Here is a 14,925-nt window from a genome sequence, read left to right on the forward strand (position 1 = left end):
GCTTTGGGTAAGTTGCAAACTCATAGAAACGGATATTCAATTTTGGAAGGGTTTTATGCACCTACTATTAAGTATTATAACTACATTTGCATTAATGGCTTGGCCTTTAATGGTGATGATGTCACCGATGATGCTTGCAGCTCCTGGAGCTGTGGATAATAAAGCGGCAGTTTTGAGTGTAATGTTATTTTTGCTTTTCCCAGTAGGCATCTTCATTTTATTTGGGTTGTTTGGTATTAATTATTTAGGCATTAACAGTTTTTTATTAGCTAAAATAAGTGCCGTCGTTGTTTGCATTGTTTTTGTAGTTTTTGGGTATTCAAGTTTGTTTATTAACATGATTAAAGGGGTGCCAAATAGTGGCTATGCTGTTGTTAATAATACAGTGTATTTTAGTGGTACAGTGATTTCAGGTGCAGACCCTGATAGCTTCATTACTTATGATAGCAAAGACTATGAAAATGAACATTCAACGTCACTATATGCCAGCGACAATCATAGTTTTTATTATTTTGGGAAGCGGGTTTCTGATGTTGACCCTCGTAATATTAAAGGGCAATTAATCAGTCACAAATTATATTGGCTTAATGACACTCAAGTGGTCTTGAGAAATCAAATTATAGAAGCTGCAAATCCCCGAACATTTTCAAATTTTGATGATAACTTCCCACAATGGAATTATTCAGAAACAGAAGGGAAATATACAGTTTACTATGATGATGAAATATTGAAAGCTGTTGATTTCGACTCTTTTACACCGTTATTTAGCGGTTATGCCAAAGATAAAAACCACATTTTTTATGGCGAAAATATTATTGTACCGGAGGCCGACTTGCAGACGTTTGAAATACTCACTACAAGCTATGAGTTCGCTCGCGATAAAAGTAATATTTATTATTTATCTGGAAATGAAACCAGCGCAATAAACGGGCTTGATCCTGACTCTTTCGAGGAAATTGAGCGAAATTATATTAAGGATAAAAGTGGTGTATATCATTATAGCCAGTCTGATGGTGTTCAGCGCATCCATGATGCAGATGTCGAGAGCTTTGCAGTAACTGATTATGATGAAAGTACAAATTCAGATGCGCTAGATAAAAAGCACTATTACATGCGAGGTGAAATTGTCAGCTCTAGAAGTGACTTTTGATCAAGCTTATTGAAGATGGATCGGTTTTCCTGATGACAACCTAGTTATAGAAGAAATTAGTAGTTGTTTACTATACTTGATTAAAACACTCGGGTATTAGATAATCAAAGCAATGTAGGTATAGAGGGTTATGGTATGTCAGAAGAATTACCCATTAAGTTCAGCGATGCAGCTGCTGTTCGTGTTAAACAGTTAATCGACGAAGAAGAAAATCCAGATCTAAAACTGCGTGTTTATGTAACAGGCGGAGGTTGTTCAGGTTTCCAATATGGTTTTACTTTTGATGAAAAAGCAAACCCAGGCGATTTAGAAATTGTAAAAAATGGCGTAACCTTAGTGGTTGACCCAATGAGTATTCAATATTTAGTTGATGGTGAGGTGGATTACACCGAAGGACTTGAAGGCGCACGCTTTTTTGTTTCCAATCCCAATGCAACTACCACCTGCGGGTGTGGCGCTAGTTTCAGCGTTTAAAGCAATTGATTAAAGCCGCAGCTAGCGGCTTTTTTATTACCTAAAAAATCTTCTTATCTAAAATTACTGCGTAGCTATTATTTCATTAACTGATGCTGTTGTTGCTGATCTGAGCTTTGTAACCTTGCTGACTTTAGCGCTTATTTTTTGTTTATAGATGCTAAGTGAACGTCAAATTGGCTTACTTTAGCTTAAGTCACTCATTTATGTAGGGTGAGTGACTTGGAGCATTAGAATAAAAAAACCTAACACTATTGCAGAAAACGCTAAAATATATATAAAGCCTTTCTTACCTTTTTTGATCGGTACGCCATTTGATTTAAGAAAAAAGTACCAAACTAAGCAGAGGATAATGGGTAGTAAAAACAATAATCTGAACATAAACGCTTGCTCCTAACAATAAAGGGACAGTTAATAATGTAACTATTTAATTTATAAGTCAAAAATAATTAATCATAAAAAAGGTTTATTTAAATTAATTATTTGTTACATTAAAAAGGAACTAATTATAGAACGTGCGTTTTGTTGTGAATTTAACAATAAAGCTGCTCATCTATAATAGCTGATTCCTTAAATGGGTACTCGGCTGAAATTAGTTATTTCACATGAGTCTGAATAGTATATAATGTATCCAAGAGCGAGACGGGCAAATTTCACTCTTAATTAATTAACTTTAAATCATCTAGTAGGAGATGTTTTTTATGATGGGTAAAACAGTTTCTTCTGAAGAAAACTCAAAACTAACCAAGTGGCTTAAAACTAAGCGTCACGAGAAAGGTCACACAATGCGTAGCCTTGCTCAAGTACTTGGTACACCACATTCATTTATTGGCAAAATTGAAAACCAAGAGCGCCGTTTAGACGTAATTGAATTTTTACGTTATTGTGATGCATTAGAAGTCGACCCGTATGAAGGTTTAGGCTTATTAAAAGAAGACTAATATTTAGTTTCTTTTTGTAAGCGCAGGGAAGCGCAGGGAAGCGCTCTCATTGATGTGAAATGATTTCTTTCCCTTGTTAATTCCTACCGTGGTAACTATTTTCTAACTCATACAATTTATGCCGAATAAGATATAAAAATATCAGTGATGGTATTACCATCAAGGCAGTCAAAATAAAAAATAACGACCAATTCCCACCTAACCAATCATCAATCACCACACCACTGTAACTTGAAAGTAAGGTTCGTCCTAAATTTCCCAATGACGCTAATAAAGCATAATGTGTTGCGCTAAAAGCGCGATCACATAGCATAGATATAAATGCTACCATAGCAACTAATGACCATGCTTGAGTAAAGCCATCGACGACAATTGCCATTGCGTACAAGTGTTCTTGCGGGCCTGCGAGAGCGATCCAAGAAAACATTAAGTTAGAAGCAGCCATTGCCACACCGCTAATAAACAAACCTTTAACGATGCCGTACTTGTGATTAAAAATACTGCCTAAAAATGCGAACACAATGGTGATAAGCCCCGTGCCGAGCTTTGAATAGTTTGCTATTTGAGTGTTTGAAAAGCCGACTTCTTTATAAAACACAATCGACATACGGGCCAAAAATGCTTCACCAATTTTAAATAAAAAGATAAAAGCGAGCAGCGCAAGTGCAGTCTTCACGCCATTACGAGCGAAGAATGTTTTAAAAGGATCAAGTACAGTAACAGCCAACCATGCTGCAACTTTAGTTAATTGTGTTTGCTTACCAAGCGCCAGCTTTTGCCGATAAATACGTTCTAGTTCAGCATGAACAACTTCGCGGTTAGATTCAGGTTCTTTTGCCCAAAATACACAACTCATAAGTAATAACATCACAATAGCTAAAAAGTAATACACTTGTGGCCAGTCAATACTTGGCATATCTGCCATATAAAACGGAATAGCACCTAGCAGAGCATAACCGCTCCACCAACCAGAAGTAGCCATTGCTGCTGCGGCGGTTGCTTTGTGGCTTTCGTTTTCACTGAGGGTATCGATACGAAAAGCATCAATAGCAATATCTTGAGTCGCTGAGGCGATAGCAATTAATAAGCACAACGCAGCTGCGATGGCTAAATGCGCGGTGATATCTAATCCTGCCAGTAAAATAACTCCCAGCAAAATAAAGCATTGGCAAAATAGTATCCAACTACGGCGCTGGCCTAGCCAGTTATATAGCAACGGCAGCTTTATTCTATCGACTAAGGGTGACCATAAAAAATTAATGCTGTAAGCACCAAATACAATACCAAATAAGCCAATCATGCTGCGACTGAGGCCTTCATCTTTTAGCCACGCAGACATCACGGAGCCTATGAGGACCCAAGGAAAACCGCTGCTCATACCAAAAATAAACACATTTATAAGTCGTTTATCTTTAAAGTACGAAAAATATTCTGATACCGACAAGCTTTTAGTCATAACGCCTTCATTGGCAATAGCGGTTTGGCCGCTATTTTTATTGTTATAGTGGGGTTGGCTCTAATACAGTTATATTTAAAATAACAACCGGGGTTTTTGGTACAAAGTCATAACCAATTTTTTCATTAAATCCCGTTTCAACTTGCATTATTTTATCAAGCGTTTCGTAGCCTTCCATTACCATACCGAACACGGCAAAGCCCCAGTCTTTACCTGGGTTTAGGTGGTCGTTATTGTCCATGTTAAAGAAAAACTGACGAGTACCAGAATGAGGTTGACGATCTTGATAGGCCATGGCGATACTGTACATATCGTTTTTTGAACCGTTACCGCTTTCATTAAAGATAGGTTCGCCTTCATAAACCCCGTCATATTCTTTATCGTAGCCACCGCCTTGAATGACAAAGTCTCGGTCGTTTTCTACATCACGTTCAACACGATGAAATACGGTGCCTTTATAGCTGCCATCCATCACATAAGTTAAAAAATTATTGACGGTGATAGGGGCTTTTGAGCGATCCATCTCGACTATGATTTTCCCCATTGTGGTAGTTATTTCAACTCGTGGGAACATATTGTTTTTTTGCACAAAGCGTCCTTCGGTCGCTGCCATTGCGGTTTGGCTAAGTTGCACTAATATAAATAATAAAAATAGACGTTTCATGGTTAACCTTCTAAAAATGCGAGTAATTCAGGGTCTGATACCATGCGGGTAATTAACTGCTCAGTCAACTTATTGAGTTGTCCTTCAATTTTTGCTCTATCGTGACCTAGTGGTCCTTCAAGGCTTGCATTACCACGGTAAATTTTACTGAAGTTACTATCGCTGCGAATAACACGCACACCTAATTCAATCTTTGCATTGCTGGTATGCGACATCATTTTTTCAGTAACTACGGCTTGCAGTGTATGAATATCAACTTCAAAACGAGTAGTCGCAAGATTTGAAATGCTTGCACCGTTTCGGCTAAGAGCGCTATCAAGGGCACTTTTAATTGATTCAGTAAGGCCTTGGCTGGCAATTGTTTGGGTTTTGTCTGAGGTTATTAATTTTAATGTTGCTGGGTTACCTCTAAGATCAATAACACTGGTACTTAAACTTTGATTAATTGAGCTTAATTTGCCACCTTGATAGAGCGGATTTAAGATCAATTGATTAGGCTGACTACTGCAAGCCGACAGTGATAATAAAGCACAACAAGGTAAAACATATTTCATCATAGCTATAGCATTCCATTATTTTTAGTGGCACTTAATACTACAAACTTTTTATTTGAACCAAGTAATTCACAATTGCCAAACATACGTTTTAGTTTGTCATGGTAGTCCAGGTGGCGGTTACCAATAATACGTAATTCTCCGCCATTTTTTAATGTGTCTTTGGCTTGTTTAAACATTTGCCATGCAATGTGATCTGTCACGGCTTGTGCTTGGTGAAAAGGCGGATTACATAACACTACATCGACACTTTCACGTTCAAAGCCCGTTAAGCAATCATTTTCAATAAAGCGGCATTGCTCAAACTTATCTTCCATATTGAGCTCTACAGTTAATCGTGCTGATTCAACCGCCATATATGATTCGTCCACAAAGGTAACTTCAGCGTTAGGGCAGCGTGCGAGTGTCATCAAACCCACCACACCATTACCGCAACCTAGATCAATAATACTTTTTGCTTTATTGGTTTGTGGTAAAAAGTCAAAAAAGAACCGTGCACCAATGTCCAGAGAATCCCGCGAGAACACATTGGCGTGATTACTAATGGTAAAATCAGTGCCTTCAAGAGGCCAATTAACAGGAAAATCAGCAGCTTTATAACCACCTTCCGCTTGGCTAATAATTAGGCGAGATTTTTTCACTGCTAAACTAGTTTTAGTTTCACCAATAAATTGCTCGAATGCTTTAATTGTTGAATTATGTACATCTTTGGTTTTTGCTGCGCCAATAACCGGAGTGCCAGGTGCAAGTACTTCGCTGAGCTCAGATAATTGATATTGCAAGAAGCCCAATGTGCGTGGCACTTTTAAGATAACTAAATCAACGTGTTCAGGCAAAGCCGATAAGCTATCTAGCTGGCTAAATGCGGTGGTTGGTATTTTATTTTCTGCTAAGTTGTAAGCCGCCGCTTGGTGGCTAATATAAGAATCGTTTACTGAACAAACCGTTAATTGTTGTTTACTAAAATAACAAGACAAGGCTCCAAAACTATCATTTAAAATCAGCAAAGAGCGACAATCAGGATAATGTTCAGTAACATAGTCAATTAGGTACTCGTCTGCTGAATCCCAAGCTTGTAAGCTACGGTTTTTTTGATCCAATGGAAAACGTTCAAGAGTAAATGTTTTATCGCCGAACTGTGCTTGCGTGGTCATAATAGTTAGTGATCAGTAATCAAATGATAGGTAAATTCTAACATGCAACGGCAAAAGGCCAACCCCCATATGTTACCAAATGGCTTTTACTACCAAGCAAAAGCGTTAAGTGCGCAAAAAAGTCTCGATTTATTCTACTATTTACGCGACTCACTGACTTGGCAGCAACCAAAAACGACCGTGTTTGGGAAAACGAATCCCATTCCACGTATGCAATGTTTTATTGCTGATGCTGGTGTGCGTTACGGTTATTCTGGTTCGACATTAAATGTTGAACCATGGCCAGATGTATTAGATGCCATGCGACTACGATTAAATAAACAATTTGATGTTGGATTTAATGCCTTATTGGTTAACTTATACCGTGATGGGAATGATTGCATGGGCTGGCACGCCGATGATGAAGCAGAACTTGGCCATGAGCCTATTATTGTATCGATTTCATTAGGGGCTGAACGAGTATTTAAAATAAAACATAAAGTAACCAAGGAAGTCACTTCGCTTACGTTACACAGCGGGAGTTGCTTGGTTATGAATGGACTTAGCCAGCAACAATATCTACATGCGCTTCCTAAACAAACACGTTTGGCACACCCTCGAATCAACTTAACTTTTCGAACAATTTTTCAAAAATGAATATTTGTTGGCCTTTATAGTAGTGGCCTTGATATAGTAAGCACATAAATAACCAGTAAAATATGAGTGTTTTATGTCAATGCAACAACAGATTGAAAGCAAGTTAGCTGATGCGATTGCGTGTAAGCACCTTAATGTGGTGAACGAAAGCCATATGCATAGTCGTGGTAGCGATTCACACTTTAAAGTGATTGTAGTAAGTGAAGAGTTTAGCGGTAAACGTTTATTGCAACGCCATCGTCAAATTAATGAAGTGCTAAAAGATGAGTTAGCGAATCATATTCATGCATTGGCTATCCATACTTTTACTCCTGATGAATTTACAGAGCAAAGTGGTCAGGTTGCTGACTCACCGACTTGTTTAGGTGGCTCTAAATTAGATTAACGGCAAGGTCTGAGAGTACACAAAACTCATCAGACCTGTATTTTTACAATTAGCCTTTAAACTAGCGCTAATTTTTATTGAGATAAATATAGGATGATCAATGGTCATTAAGCCTAAAATTCGCGGTTTCATTTGTACTAACGCCCACCCAGTAGGTTGTGCAGAGCACGTACAAGAACAAATTAACTATGTAAAACAACAAGGCGCATTAAAAAATGCCCCTAAAAATGTATTAGTTATCGGTGCTTCAACTGGCTATGGCCTTGCATCTCGTATTACTGCTGCATTTGGTGGCGGTGCTAAAACTTTAGGTGTTTTCTTCGAAAAAGAAGGTACTGAGCGTAAAACCGGTTCTGCAGGTTGGTATAATACTGCTGCATTTCAAGCGGCCGCAGACGCTGAAGGTTTATGGTCAAAAAATATTAATGGCGATGCGTTCTCTAACGAAATCAAACAAAAAGCGATTGATACAATTAAAGCGGATTTAGGCAAAGTAGACCTAGTTATATACAGCCTTGCATCGCCGCGTCGAACTGATCCAAATACCGGCGAAGTTTACTCATCAACGCTTAAGCCAATTGGTAACTCAGTTACGACTAAAAACTTAAACACCTCAAAACGTGAAATTGATGCTATTACCGTAGAAGCTGCAAACCAAGATGATATTGATAACACTATTAAAGTGATGGGCGGCGAAGACTGGGAAATGTGGATTGATGCATTAAAAGAGGCTGATGTACTAGCTGATAACTTTAAAACCAGTGCTTATACTTATATCGGTAAAGAACTAACATGGCCAATTTACGGTCACGCGACTATTGGTAAAGCGAAAGAAGATTTAGATCGCGCAACCGTAGCAATCAAAGAATCAACTAAAGCATTAAACGGTGAAGCTTATGTATCATCATTAAATGCAGTGGTCACCCAAGCAAGTTCTGCAATTCCTATTATGCCGCTTTATATTTCAGCGCTATTTAAAGTAATGAAAGCGGATGGGACCTATGAAGGCACGATCGAGCAAATTCACGCGTTATTTACTGAGAACCTTTATGGAGACTCACCACGCTTTGATGACGGCGGTCATTTATTCCAAAACTACAAAGAGCTGGAAGATGATGTACAAGCGCGTATTCAAACTGTGTGGGACAGCGTAACCACAGAAACAATAGACGAATTAACTGATTACGTGGGTTACCACAATGAGTTTTTACGTTTATTTGGGTTTGGTATTGATGCTGTTGATTATGAACAAGATGTCGATCCAGTTGCCGCTATAGCTAACATGATTGATTAATTCAGCCATGTTTATTTGAAAAGTCGCTATGGCGACTTTTTTTATTGATAAATTTTACTTTATCGTTATTTAGCGGATTAATTTCCATCCCACCTCGCAAGCAATAGCACTTTGGTCTATATTGAATTTTATTCAAATGCGGCTAATAGGTTAAATAACTGCTCCTGTCGTATAAATTTCATAATTACACTCGCATAGTGACCCTGATTGATGTTAAAATTCGGGCAATATATGTGAGGAATTTTACTGCGTTGCTTGTTTTGTAATTTAAACAGGCGGTTCTTCGTTATCTTGAATTTGGCTTAGGGTTATCAAGAAAAGCGACGTGGTCGGTACGATTTTTCAGTTTCTTTCCGTTAATGTAGTGCAAGTGCGTATGATCAACATAAAAAAAGGTCTGGACTTACCCATAGAGGGCGCGCCTCAGCAAGTTATTCATGATGGTTCTACCGTCAAACGTGTAGCTGTGCTAGGTGAAGAGTTTATTGGTATGCGTCCAACCATGCATGTTCGTGTGGATGACCAAGTTAAAAAAGGCCAGGTACTTTTTGAAGACAAAAAGAATCCAGGTGTATTATTTACTGCTCCAGCTGCTGGTACAGTAAAAGAAATTAATCGTGGTGCAAAACGTGTGCTGCAATCTGTCGTTATTGAAATAAACGGCAGTGAGCAAATCACCTTTGACGCTTTCTCGACTGAGCAACTTTCGAGTCTCGATCGTGAAAAAGCCAAAGAAGTACTAATCCAGTCAGGTCAATGGACAGCATTACGTGCTCGCCCATTCAGCAAAGTAGCAGCTGTGGATGCAAATCCTAGTTCGATCTTTGTGACGGCTATCGACACTAACCCTCTTGCTGCAGATCCTGCAGTGATTATTGCTGAAAATGTACAAGCATTTGAAGCAGGTTTAGCTGTGGTATCACGTCTGACCGATGGTAAGGTATTTGTTTGTAAACAAGCAGGTAGCCAAGTACCTAGCTCATCAATTCCTCAAGTAGAAGTACATGAGTTTGGTGGCGTACATCCGGCTGGCCTTGTTGGCACACATATCCATCATTTAGATCCAGTATCGGTAAGCAAGCAAGTTTGGCATATCGGTTACCAAGACGTTATTGCCTTTGGTCACTTATTCCTAACTGGTGAAATTAGCACAGACCGTGTGATTTCTCTTGCTGGTCCGCGTGTTAAAAACCCGCGTTTAGTGAAAACTCAACTGGGTGCTGCTTTAGATGATTTAGTTGCAGGCGAATTAGAAGACGGCGATAACCGTGTTATCTCTGGCTCTGTTTTAGCGGGCGCTACTTCACAAGGTCCTCAAGCATTCTTAGGTCGTTACCACATTCAAGTATCGGTATTACTTGAAGGTCGCGAAAAAGAGTTGTTTGGTTGGATTGCTCCAGGCACAGATAAATTCTCTGTAACACGTACTTTCTTATCACACCTAACACCGAGTCGTTTATTTAAAATGACAACGTCAACAGGTGGTTCAAAACGTGCCATGGTACCACTTGGTAGCTATGAGCGTGTTATGCCTTTAGATATTTTGCCAACGCCTTTATTACGTGACTTAATTGCCCGTGATTTGGATAGTGCAATTTCATTAGGGGCGCTTGAACTTGATGAAGAAGATTTAGCGTTATGTACCTTCGTTTGTCCAGGCAAATACGAGTATGGTTCAATCCTACGCGATTGCTTGACTACGATCGAGAAGGAAGGCTAGAGAGATGGGTTTAAAGAAATTTCTAGAAGATATCGAGCCGCATTTTGAAGCCGGTGGTAAACATGAAAAGTTTTATGCGCTGTATGAAGCAGCTGCAACTATTTTTTATACCCCTGGTCACGTAAATAAAGGCGCGACACACGTTCGTGATAACATCGACCTAAAACGCATGATGATTTTAGTGTGGATGGCGACGTTCCCTGCAATGTTTTTTGGTATGTTCAATATCGGTCATCAGGCCGCTGGTGCATTAGCACAAGGTTTTGAACTAGCAAATTCTTGGCAAGTTGGCCTGTTCCAGATATTTGGTGGTGAATTAACTGCTGAATCCGGCTGGGGCGCTAAAATGTTTTATGGCGCATGTTTCTTCCTACCTATTTACGCAGTTACATTTGCTGTAGGTGGTTTCTGGGAAGTTATATTTGCTTCAGTGCGTAAGCATGAAATTAACGAAGGTTTCTTCGTAACGTCTGTGTTATTCGCGCTTATCCTACCTGCAACCATTCCTTTATGGCAAGTTGCACTAGGTATTACATTCGGTGTAGTAATCGCTAAAGAAATCTTTGGTGGTACTGGTCGTAATTTCTTAAACCCTGCATTAGCGGGTCGTGCGTTTTTATTCTTCGCATACCCTGCACAAATTTCAGGTGACACAGTATGGACCGCAGTAGATTCATTCTCTGGTGCAACTATGCTAGGTCAAGCGTTTGTTGGTTCACTTGATTACAGCAACATGGCTCTTTGGTGGGATGCGTTTTATGGTTTCATTCAAGGTTCAGTAGGTGAGACATCTACACTTGCATTGCTAGTTGGTGGCTTATTCCTCATTTACGTACGTATTGCTTCATGGCGCATCGTGCTAGGTGTATTCTTGGGTATGGTGGCAACTGCATTCTTATTAAATGCAATTGGCTCAGATACTAACCCAGTATTTGCAATGCCTTGGCATTGGCACTTTGTACTTGGTGGTTTTGCTTTTGGTATGTTCTTTATGGCGACAGACCCTGTGTCTGCAGCATTTACTGACAAAGCAAAGTTCGCATATGGCGCACTAATTGGTGTGATGGTAGTAATGATCCGTGTAATTAACCCTGCATTCCCTGAGGGTATGATGCTAGCAATCTTATTTGCTAACTTATTTGCACCATTGTTCGATCACTTCGTAGTGCAAGCTAATATCAAGCGGAGGTTGGCACGTAATGTCTAGTAATAACGAATCAATCGGCAAAACGCTAAGCGTTGTTGTAGCACTATGTTTAGTGTGTGCAATCATCGTATCGTTTGCTTCAGTTCAGCTTCGCCCTTTACAGCAAGCTAACAAAACGCAAGATATTCAAAAAAATATCTTGGCAGCTGCGGGCATTGATGTGTCTGGTTCTGTATCAGAAACTTTTAAAGCTAAGATCGAAACTCGCCTAGTTAATATGGAAACAGGTGAGTCTCAAACTGGCGAAGCAGTTCAGGCTAAAATCGACGCTTTCGATTTTGAAAAAAGCAAGTTTGATCAAAAAATTAGCTTTGCATTAAAAGCAGAGGGCATTAAGGATATCGCTGGTATTCAGCGTATGACTCATGAGTCTCCTGCATATATCTCGAAAAAAGCAGACGGTTCTACAGATGCTATCATTTTACCAATCCAAGGTTATGGCCTTTGGGGTATTATGTATGGTTTCTTAGCGCTTGAAAGCGATGGCGAGACAATTAAAGATATTAACTTTTATAAGCACGGTGAAACACCAGGTCTAGGTGGGGAAATTCAAAATCCACAATGGACTGCTAAATGGGGTGGCAAAGAGCTACCTATTGATGTAGTAAAAAGCGGCGCTAAAAATGATCATCAAATTGATGGTTTATCTGGTGCAACTTTAACTTCAAATGGTGTTGATCACACAGTTGACTTTTGGACTGGCGAAAACGGCTTTGGTCCTTTCCTTGCGAGAGTACGTGAAGGAGCGTTGAAATAATGGCTGATACTAAAGAAATGAAGTCGGTCCTATTTGGTCCGGTACTGGCAAACAACCCAATCGCATTACAAGTACTTGGTATTTGTTCTGCGCTTGCGGTAACGTCGAGCTTAAAAAATGCTTTAATCATGTCAATCGCATTGACCTTGGTAACAGCGTTCTCAAGCTTCTTTATCTCAATTATTCGTAACCAGATCCCGTCATCTGTACGTATTATCGTGCAAATGACCATTATTGCATCATTGGTAATCGTTGTTGACCAAGTATTACAAGCCTTCTCTTATGCTACGGCGAAAGAGTTGTCTGTATTCGTTGGTCTAATCATTACTAACTGTATCGTAATGGGTCGTGCAGAAGCATACGCAATGAAGTCGCCGCCAGTAATGTCGTTCCTTGATGGTATCGGTAATGGCTTAGGTTACTCAGTAGTGTTACTGACTGTTGGCTTTATTCGTGAACTATTTGGTAAAGGGTCATTATTTGGTGTTGAAATCATCCCTCTTGTACAAGATGGTGGTTGGTATCAACCTATGGGTCTATTGATTTTACCGCCTAGTGCATTCTTCATCATTGGTTTATTCATTTGGGTACTTCGTACTTATAAGAAAGACCAAGTAGAAGCGAAAGGGTAAGGGGCAGACTGTGGAACATTATATTAGTTTATTCGTAAAAGCAGTTTTCATTGAAAACTTAGCTTTGGCCTTCTTCCTAGGTATGTGTACTTTCCTTGCAGTATCAAAGAAAGTTACAACGTCTATCGGTCTAGGTGTGGCAGTTATCGTGGTATTGGGTATCTCAGTACCAGTTAACAACTTGGTTTATCATGCGGTTCTTGCACCTGGTGCACTTGAGTGGCTTGGTTATCCTGACGCGGATCTTAGCTTTTTACGTTTCTTGACGTTTATCGGTGTTATTGCGGCACTTGTACAAATTCTTGAAATGGCATTAGATAAGTTCTTCCCAGCACTTTATAACGCGTTAGGTATCTTCCTACCATTGATCACAGTTAACTGTGCAATATTTGGTGCGGTATCTTTCATGGTTGAACGTAACTATAACTTCACTGAATCAGTGGTTTATGGTATCGGTTCTGGTGTGGGTTGGGCGCTAGCAATTACTTTGCTTGCTGGTATCCGTGAGAAAATGAAATATTCAGACGTGCCAGACGGCTTACGTGGTTTAGGTATTACCTTTATCACTGTTGGCTTGATGGGTCTTGGCTTTATGTCATTCTCTGGCATTTCACTTTAATAGGTAGCGAGGATAAATCATGAGTTATGAGATTTTCTTAGGCGTTGGTGTTTTCATCGCTATCGTTGTACTGCTAGTTTTAGTCATCATTGGTGCTAAATCTCAGCTAGTTGCAAGCGGTGACATCATCATTGGCGTAAATGGCGATCCAGACAAAGCCATTACAACATCTGCAGGTACCAAGCTTTTAGGCGCGCTATCTGAGTCAGGTATTTTCGTATCATCTGCATGTGGTGGCGGTGGCTCTTGTGGTCAGTGTCGTGTACACATTCATTCTGGTGGCGGCGATATCTTACCAACTGAACTTGATCACATCTCTAAAGGTGAAGCCCGTGAAGGCTGTCGTTTAGCGTGTCAGGTAAATGTTAAAAATGACATGGAAATTGAACTTGAAGAGTCAATTTTCGGTGTTAAAAAATGGGATTGTGAAGTTATTTCTAACGATAACAAAGCAACTTTCATTAAAGAGCTTAAACTACAGATCCCTGATGGCGAGTCAGTACCGTTTCGTGCCGGTGGTTATATTCAGATTGAAGCCCCTGCGCATCACGTTAAATATGCTGATTTCGATGTACCAGAAGAGTATCGTGGCGATTGGAACCATTTTGGTTTCTTCAAGCTGGAGTCAAAAGTAGACGAAGAAACAATTCGTGCTTACTCAATGGCTAACTACCCAGAAGAAGAAGGCATCATCATGCTTAACGTGCGTATCGCTGCGCCGCCGCCAAGAGATTTAAGCTTACCTTGTGGTAAAATGTCATCGTACATTTGGTCACTTAAAGAAGGTGATAAAGTAACTATCTCTGGTCCATTTGGTGAGTTCTTTGCAAAAGATACTGATGCTGAAATGGTATTTGTAGGTGGTGGTGCTGGTATGGCACCTATGCGTTCACACATCTTTGACCAACTTAAGCGTTTGAACTCTAAGCGTAAGATGAGTTTCTGGTATGGTGCACGTTCTAAGCGTGAAATGTTCTATGTTGAAGATTTTGACGGCCTAGCGGCTGAAAATGATAACTTCGTATGGCATACCGCGCTTTCAGATCCACAACCAGAAGATAACTGGGAAGGCTATACTGGCTTTATCCATAACGTGCTATTTGAGAACTATCTTAAAGATCACGAAGCGCCAGAAGATTGTGAGTTCTACATGTGTGGTCCTCCAATGATGAACGCCGCTGTTATCACTATGTTGAAAGACTTAGGTGTTGAAGACGAAAATATCTTACTAGATGATTTCGGTGGCTAACACCCGTATCAAAACAGTTTAGTTTTGGTTAGA

Annotated in this window: 16 protein-coding genes; 12 read left to right on the forward strand and 4 right to left on the reverse strand. The window is 39.7% G+C overall.

Going from position 1 to position 14,925, the window contains the following annotated elements:
• The first annotated feature begins 55 nt into the window (after positions 1-55).
• From H5158_RS15285 to H5158_RS15295, 3 genes are all read left to right on the forward strand, one after another.
• A complete protein-coding gene (locus tag H5158_RS15285) occupies positions 56-1,150 on the forward strand; it encodes a DKNYY domain-containing protein (RefSeq protein ID WP_182740358.1) in 1,095 nt (364 codons plus the stop codon).
• Positions 1,151-1,285: 135 nt separating this feature from the next.
• Positions 1,286-1,624 (forward strand): iron-sulfur cluster insertion protein ErpA, encoded by a 339-nt coding sequence (gene erpA / locus H5158_RS15290; RefSeq protein ID WP_058560150.1) that lies wholly within the window; start codon positions 1,286-1,288, stop codon positions 1,622-1,624.
• Between the two features lie 701 nt (positions 1,625-2,325).
• A complete protein-coding gene (locus H5158_RS15295; protein ID WP_016708680.1) occupies positions 2,326-2,565 on the forward strand; it encodes a helix-turn-helix domain-containing protein in 240 nt (79 codons plus the stop codon).
• A gap of 76 nt (positions 2,566-2,641) precedes the next feature.
• Here H5158_RS15295 and H5158_RS15300 read toward each other — a convergent pair whose 3' ends face one another.
• The 4 genes from H5158_RS15300 to H5158_RS15315 are packed head-to-tail and all read right to left on the reverse strand — an operon-like array spanning position 2,642 to position 6,393.
• Positions 2,642-4,021 carry an AmpG family muropeptide MFS transporter gene (locus H5158_RS15300; RefSeq protein ID WP_145241306.1) on the reverse strand — a complete coding sequence of 460 codons (1,380 nt, stop codon included), beginning with the start codon at positions 4,019-4,021 and terminating at the stop codon, positions 2,642-2,644.
• Positions 4,022-4,064: 43 nt separating this feature from the next.
• The gene (locus tag H5158_RS15305; protein ID WP_145241308.1) at positions 4,065-4,685 is read right to left on the reverse strand and encodes a peptidylprolyl isomerase; all 621 of its coding nucleotides are present in this window, start codon (positions 4,683-4,685) and stop codon (positions 4,065-4,067) included.
• A gap of 2 nt (positions 4,686-4,687) precedes the next feature.
• On the reverse strand, positions 4,688-5,242 hold the full coding sequence (locus tag H5158_RS15310) for a YajG family lipoprotein (RefSeq protein ID WP_182740359.1): 555 nt from the start codon (positions 5,240-5,242) through the stop codon (positions 4,688-4,690).
• 2 nt (positions 5,243-5,244) lie between these two features.
• Complete coding sequence (locus tag H5158_RS15315) at positions 5,245-6,393, reverse strand: methyltransferase (protein WP_145241311.1); 1,149 nt, start codon at positions 6,391-6,393, stop codon at positions 5,245-5,247.
• A 42-nt stretch (positions 6,394-6,435) separates the two neighbouring features.
• Between H5158_RS15315 and H5158_RS15320 the strand changes: the two genes are divergently transcribed.
• The 9 genes from H5158_RS15320 to nqrF all read left to right on the forward strand — a co-directional run bounded on the left by H5158_RS15320 (position 6,436) and on the right by nqrF (position 14,892).
• Positions 6,436-7,029 carry an alpha-ketoglutarate-dependent dioxygenase AlkB gene (locus H5158_RS15320; protein ID WP_182719114.1) on the forward strand — a complete coding sequence of 198 codons (594 nt, stop codon included), beginning with the start codon at positions 6,436-6,438 and terminating at the stop codon, positions 7,027-7,029.
• 73 nt (positions 7,030-7,102) lie between these two features.
• Positions 7,103-7,414: a BolA family transcriptional regulator gene (locus tag H5158_RS15325; RefSeq protein ID WP_145241315.1), complete on the forward strand. Its 312-nt coding sequence runs from the start codon at positions 7,103-7,105 to the stop codon at positions 7,412-7,414.
• A gap of 100 nt (positions 7,415-7,514) precedes the next feature.
• Positions 7,515-8,708: an enoyl-ACP reductase FabV gene (fabV, locus tag H5158_RS15330; protein WP_182740360.1), complete on the forward strand. Its 1,194-nt coding sequence runs from the start codon at positions 7,515-7,517 to the stop codon at positions 8,706-8,708.
• A gap of 376 nt (positions 8,709-9,084) precedes the next feature.
• Complete coding sequence (locus tag H5158_RS15335; protein ID WP_145241319.1) at positions 9,085-10,428, forward strand: Na(+)-translocating NADH-quinone reductase subunit A; 1,344 nt, start codon at positions 9,085-9,087, stop codon at positions 10,426-10,428.
• A 4-nt stretch (positions 10,429-10,432) separates the two neighbouring features.
• Positions 10,433-11,635 (forward strand): NADH:ubiquinone reductase (Na(+)-transporting) subunit B, encoded by a 1,203-nt coding sequence (locus tag H5158_RS15340; RefSeq protein ID WP_182740361.1) that lies wholly within the window; start codon positions 10,433-10,435, stop codon positions 11,633-11,635.
• Entirely contained in the window at positions 11,628-12,392 is a 765-nt protein-coding gene (locus H5158_RS15345; protein ID WP_145241323.1) for a Na(+)-translocating NADH-quinone reductase subunit C, read from the forward strand. The genes H5158_RS15340 and H5158_RS15345 overlap by 8 nt, the downstream gene beginning before the upstream one ends.
• Positions 12,392-13,024: an NADH:ubiquinone reductase (Na(+)-transporting) subunit D gene (locus tag H5158_RS15350; RefSeq protein ID WP_145241325.1), complete on the forward strand. Its 633-nt coding sequence runs from the start codon at positions 12,392-12,394 to the stop codon at positions 13,022-13,024. The genes H5158_RS15345 and H5158_RS15350 overlap by 1 nt, the downstream gene beginning before the upstream one ends.
• 10 nt (positions 13,025-13,034) lie before the next feature.
• Positions 13,035-13,643: an NADH:ubiquinone reductase (Na(+)-transporting) subunit E gene (gene nqrE / locus H5158_RS15355; RefSeq protein ID WP_145241327.1), complete on the forward strand. Its 609-nt coding sequence runs from the start codon at positions 13,035-13,037 to the stop codon at positions 13,641-13,643.
• Positions 13,644-13,662: 19 nt separating this feature from the next.
• Entirely contained in the window at positions 13,663-14,892 is a 1,230-nt protein-coding gene (gene nqrF / locus H5158_RS15360; protein WP_145241329.1) for an NADH:ubiquinone reductase (Na(+)-transporting) subunit F, read from the forward strand.
• The last annotated feature ends 33 nt before the right edge of the window (positions 14,893-14,925 follow it).

It is taken from the genome of Pseudoalteromonas sp. SR45-6 (genome assembly GCF_014163545.1).
Classification (GTDB): domain Bacteria; phylum Pseudomonadota; class Gammaproteobacteria; order Enterobacterales; family Alteromonadaceae; genus Pseudoalteromonas; species Pseudoalteromonas rhizosphaerae.

What these genes read in the sequence shown, in the direction of transcription:
- H5158_RS15285 (WP_182740358.1), top strand. Translation starts at nt 56, where the DNA reads ATGCACCTACTATTAAGTATTATAACTACATTTGCATTAATGGCTTGG.
- erpA (WP_058560150.1), top strand. Translation starts at nt 1,286, where the DNA reads ATGTCAGAAGAATTACCCATTAAGTTCAGCGATGCAGCTGCTGTTCGT.
- H5158_RS15295 (WP_016708680.1), top strand. Translation starts at nt 2,326, where the DNA reads ATGATGGGTAAAACAGTTTCTTCTGAAGAAAACTCAAAACTAACCAAG.
- H5158_RS15300 (WP_145241306.1), bottom strand. Translation starts at nt 4,021, where the DNA reads ATGACTAAAAGCTTGTCGGTATCAGAATATTTTTCGTACTTTAAAGAT.
- H5158_RS15305 (WP_145241308.1), bottom strand. Translation starts at nt 4,685, where the DNA reads ATGAAACGTCTATTTTTATTATTTATATTAGTGCAACTTAGCCAAACC.
- H5158_RS15310 (WP_182740359.1), bottom strand. Translation starts at nt 5,242, where the DNA reads ATGATGAAATATGTTTTACCTTGTTGTGCTTTATTATCACTGTCGGCT.
- H5158_RS15315 (WP_145241311.1), bottom strand. Translation starts at nt 6,393, where the DNA reads ATGACCACGCAAGCACAGTTCGGCGATAAAACATTTACTCTTGAACGT.
- H5158_RS15320 (WP_182719114.1), top strand. Translation starts at nt 6,436, where the DNA reads ATGCAACGGCAAAAGGCCAACCCCCATATGTTACCAAATGGCTTTTAC.
- H5158_RS15325 (WP_145241315.1), top strand. Translation starts at nt 7,103, where the DNA reads ATGTCAATGCAACAACAGATTGAAAGCAAGTTAGCTGATGCGATTGCG.
- fabV (WP_182740360.1), top strand. Translation starts at nt 7,515, where the DNA reads ATGGTCATTAAGCCTAAAATTCGCGGTTTCATTTGTACTAACGCCCAC.
- H5158_RS15335 (WP_145241319.1), top strand. Translation starts at nt 9,085, where the DNA reads ATGATCAACATAAAAAAAGGTCTGGACTTACCCATAGAGGGCGCGCCT.
- H5158_RS15340 (WP_182740361.1), top strand. Translation starts at nt 10,433, where the DNA reads ATGGGTTTAAAGAAATTTCTAGAAGATATCGAGCCGCATTTTGAAGCC.
- H5158_RS15345 (WP_145241323.1), top strand. Translation starts at nt 11,628, where the DNA reads ATGTCTAGTAATAACGAATCAATCGGCAAAACGCTAAGCGTTGTTGTA.
- H5158_RS15350 (WP_145241325.1), top strand. Translation starts at nt 12,392, where the DNA reads ATGGCTGATACTAAAGAAATGAAGTCGGTCCTATTTGGTCCGGTACTG.
- nqrF (WP_145241329.1), top strand. Translation starts at nt 13,663, where the DNA reads ATGAGTTATGAGATTTTCTTAGGCGTTGGTGTTTTCATCGCTATCGTT.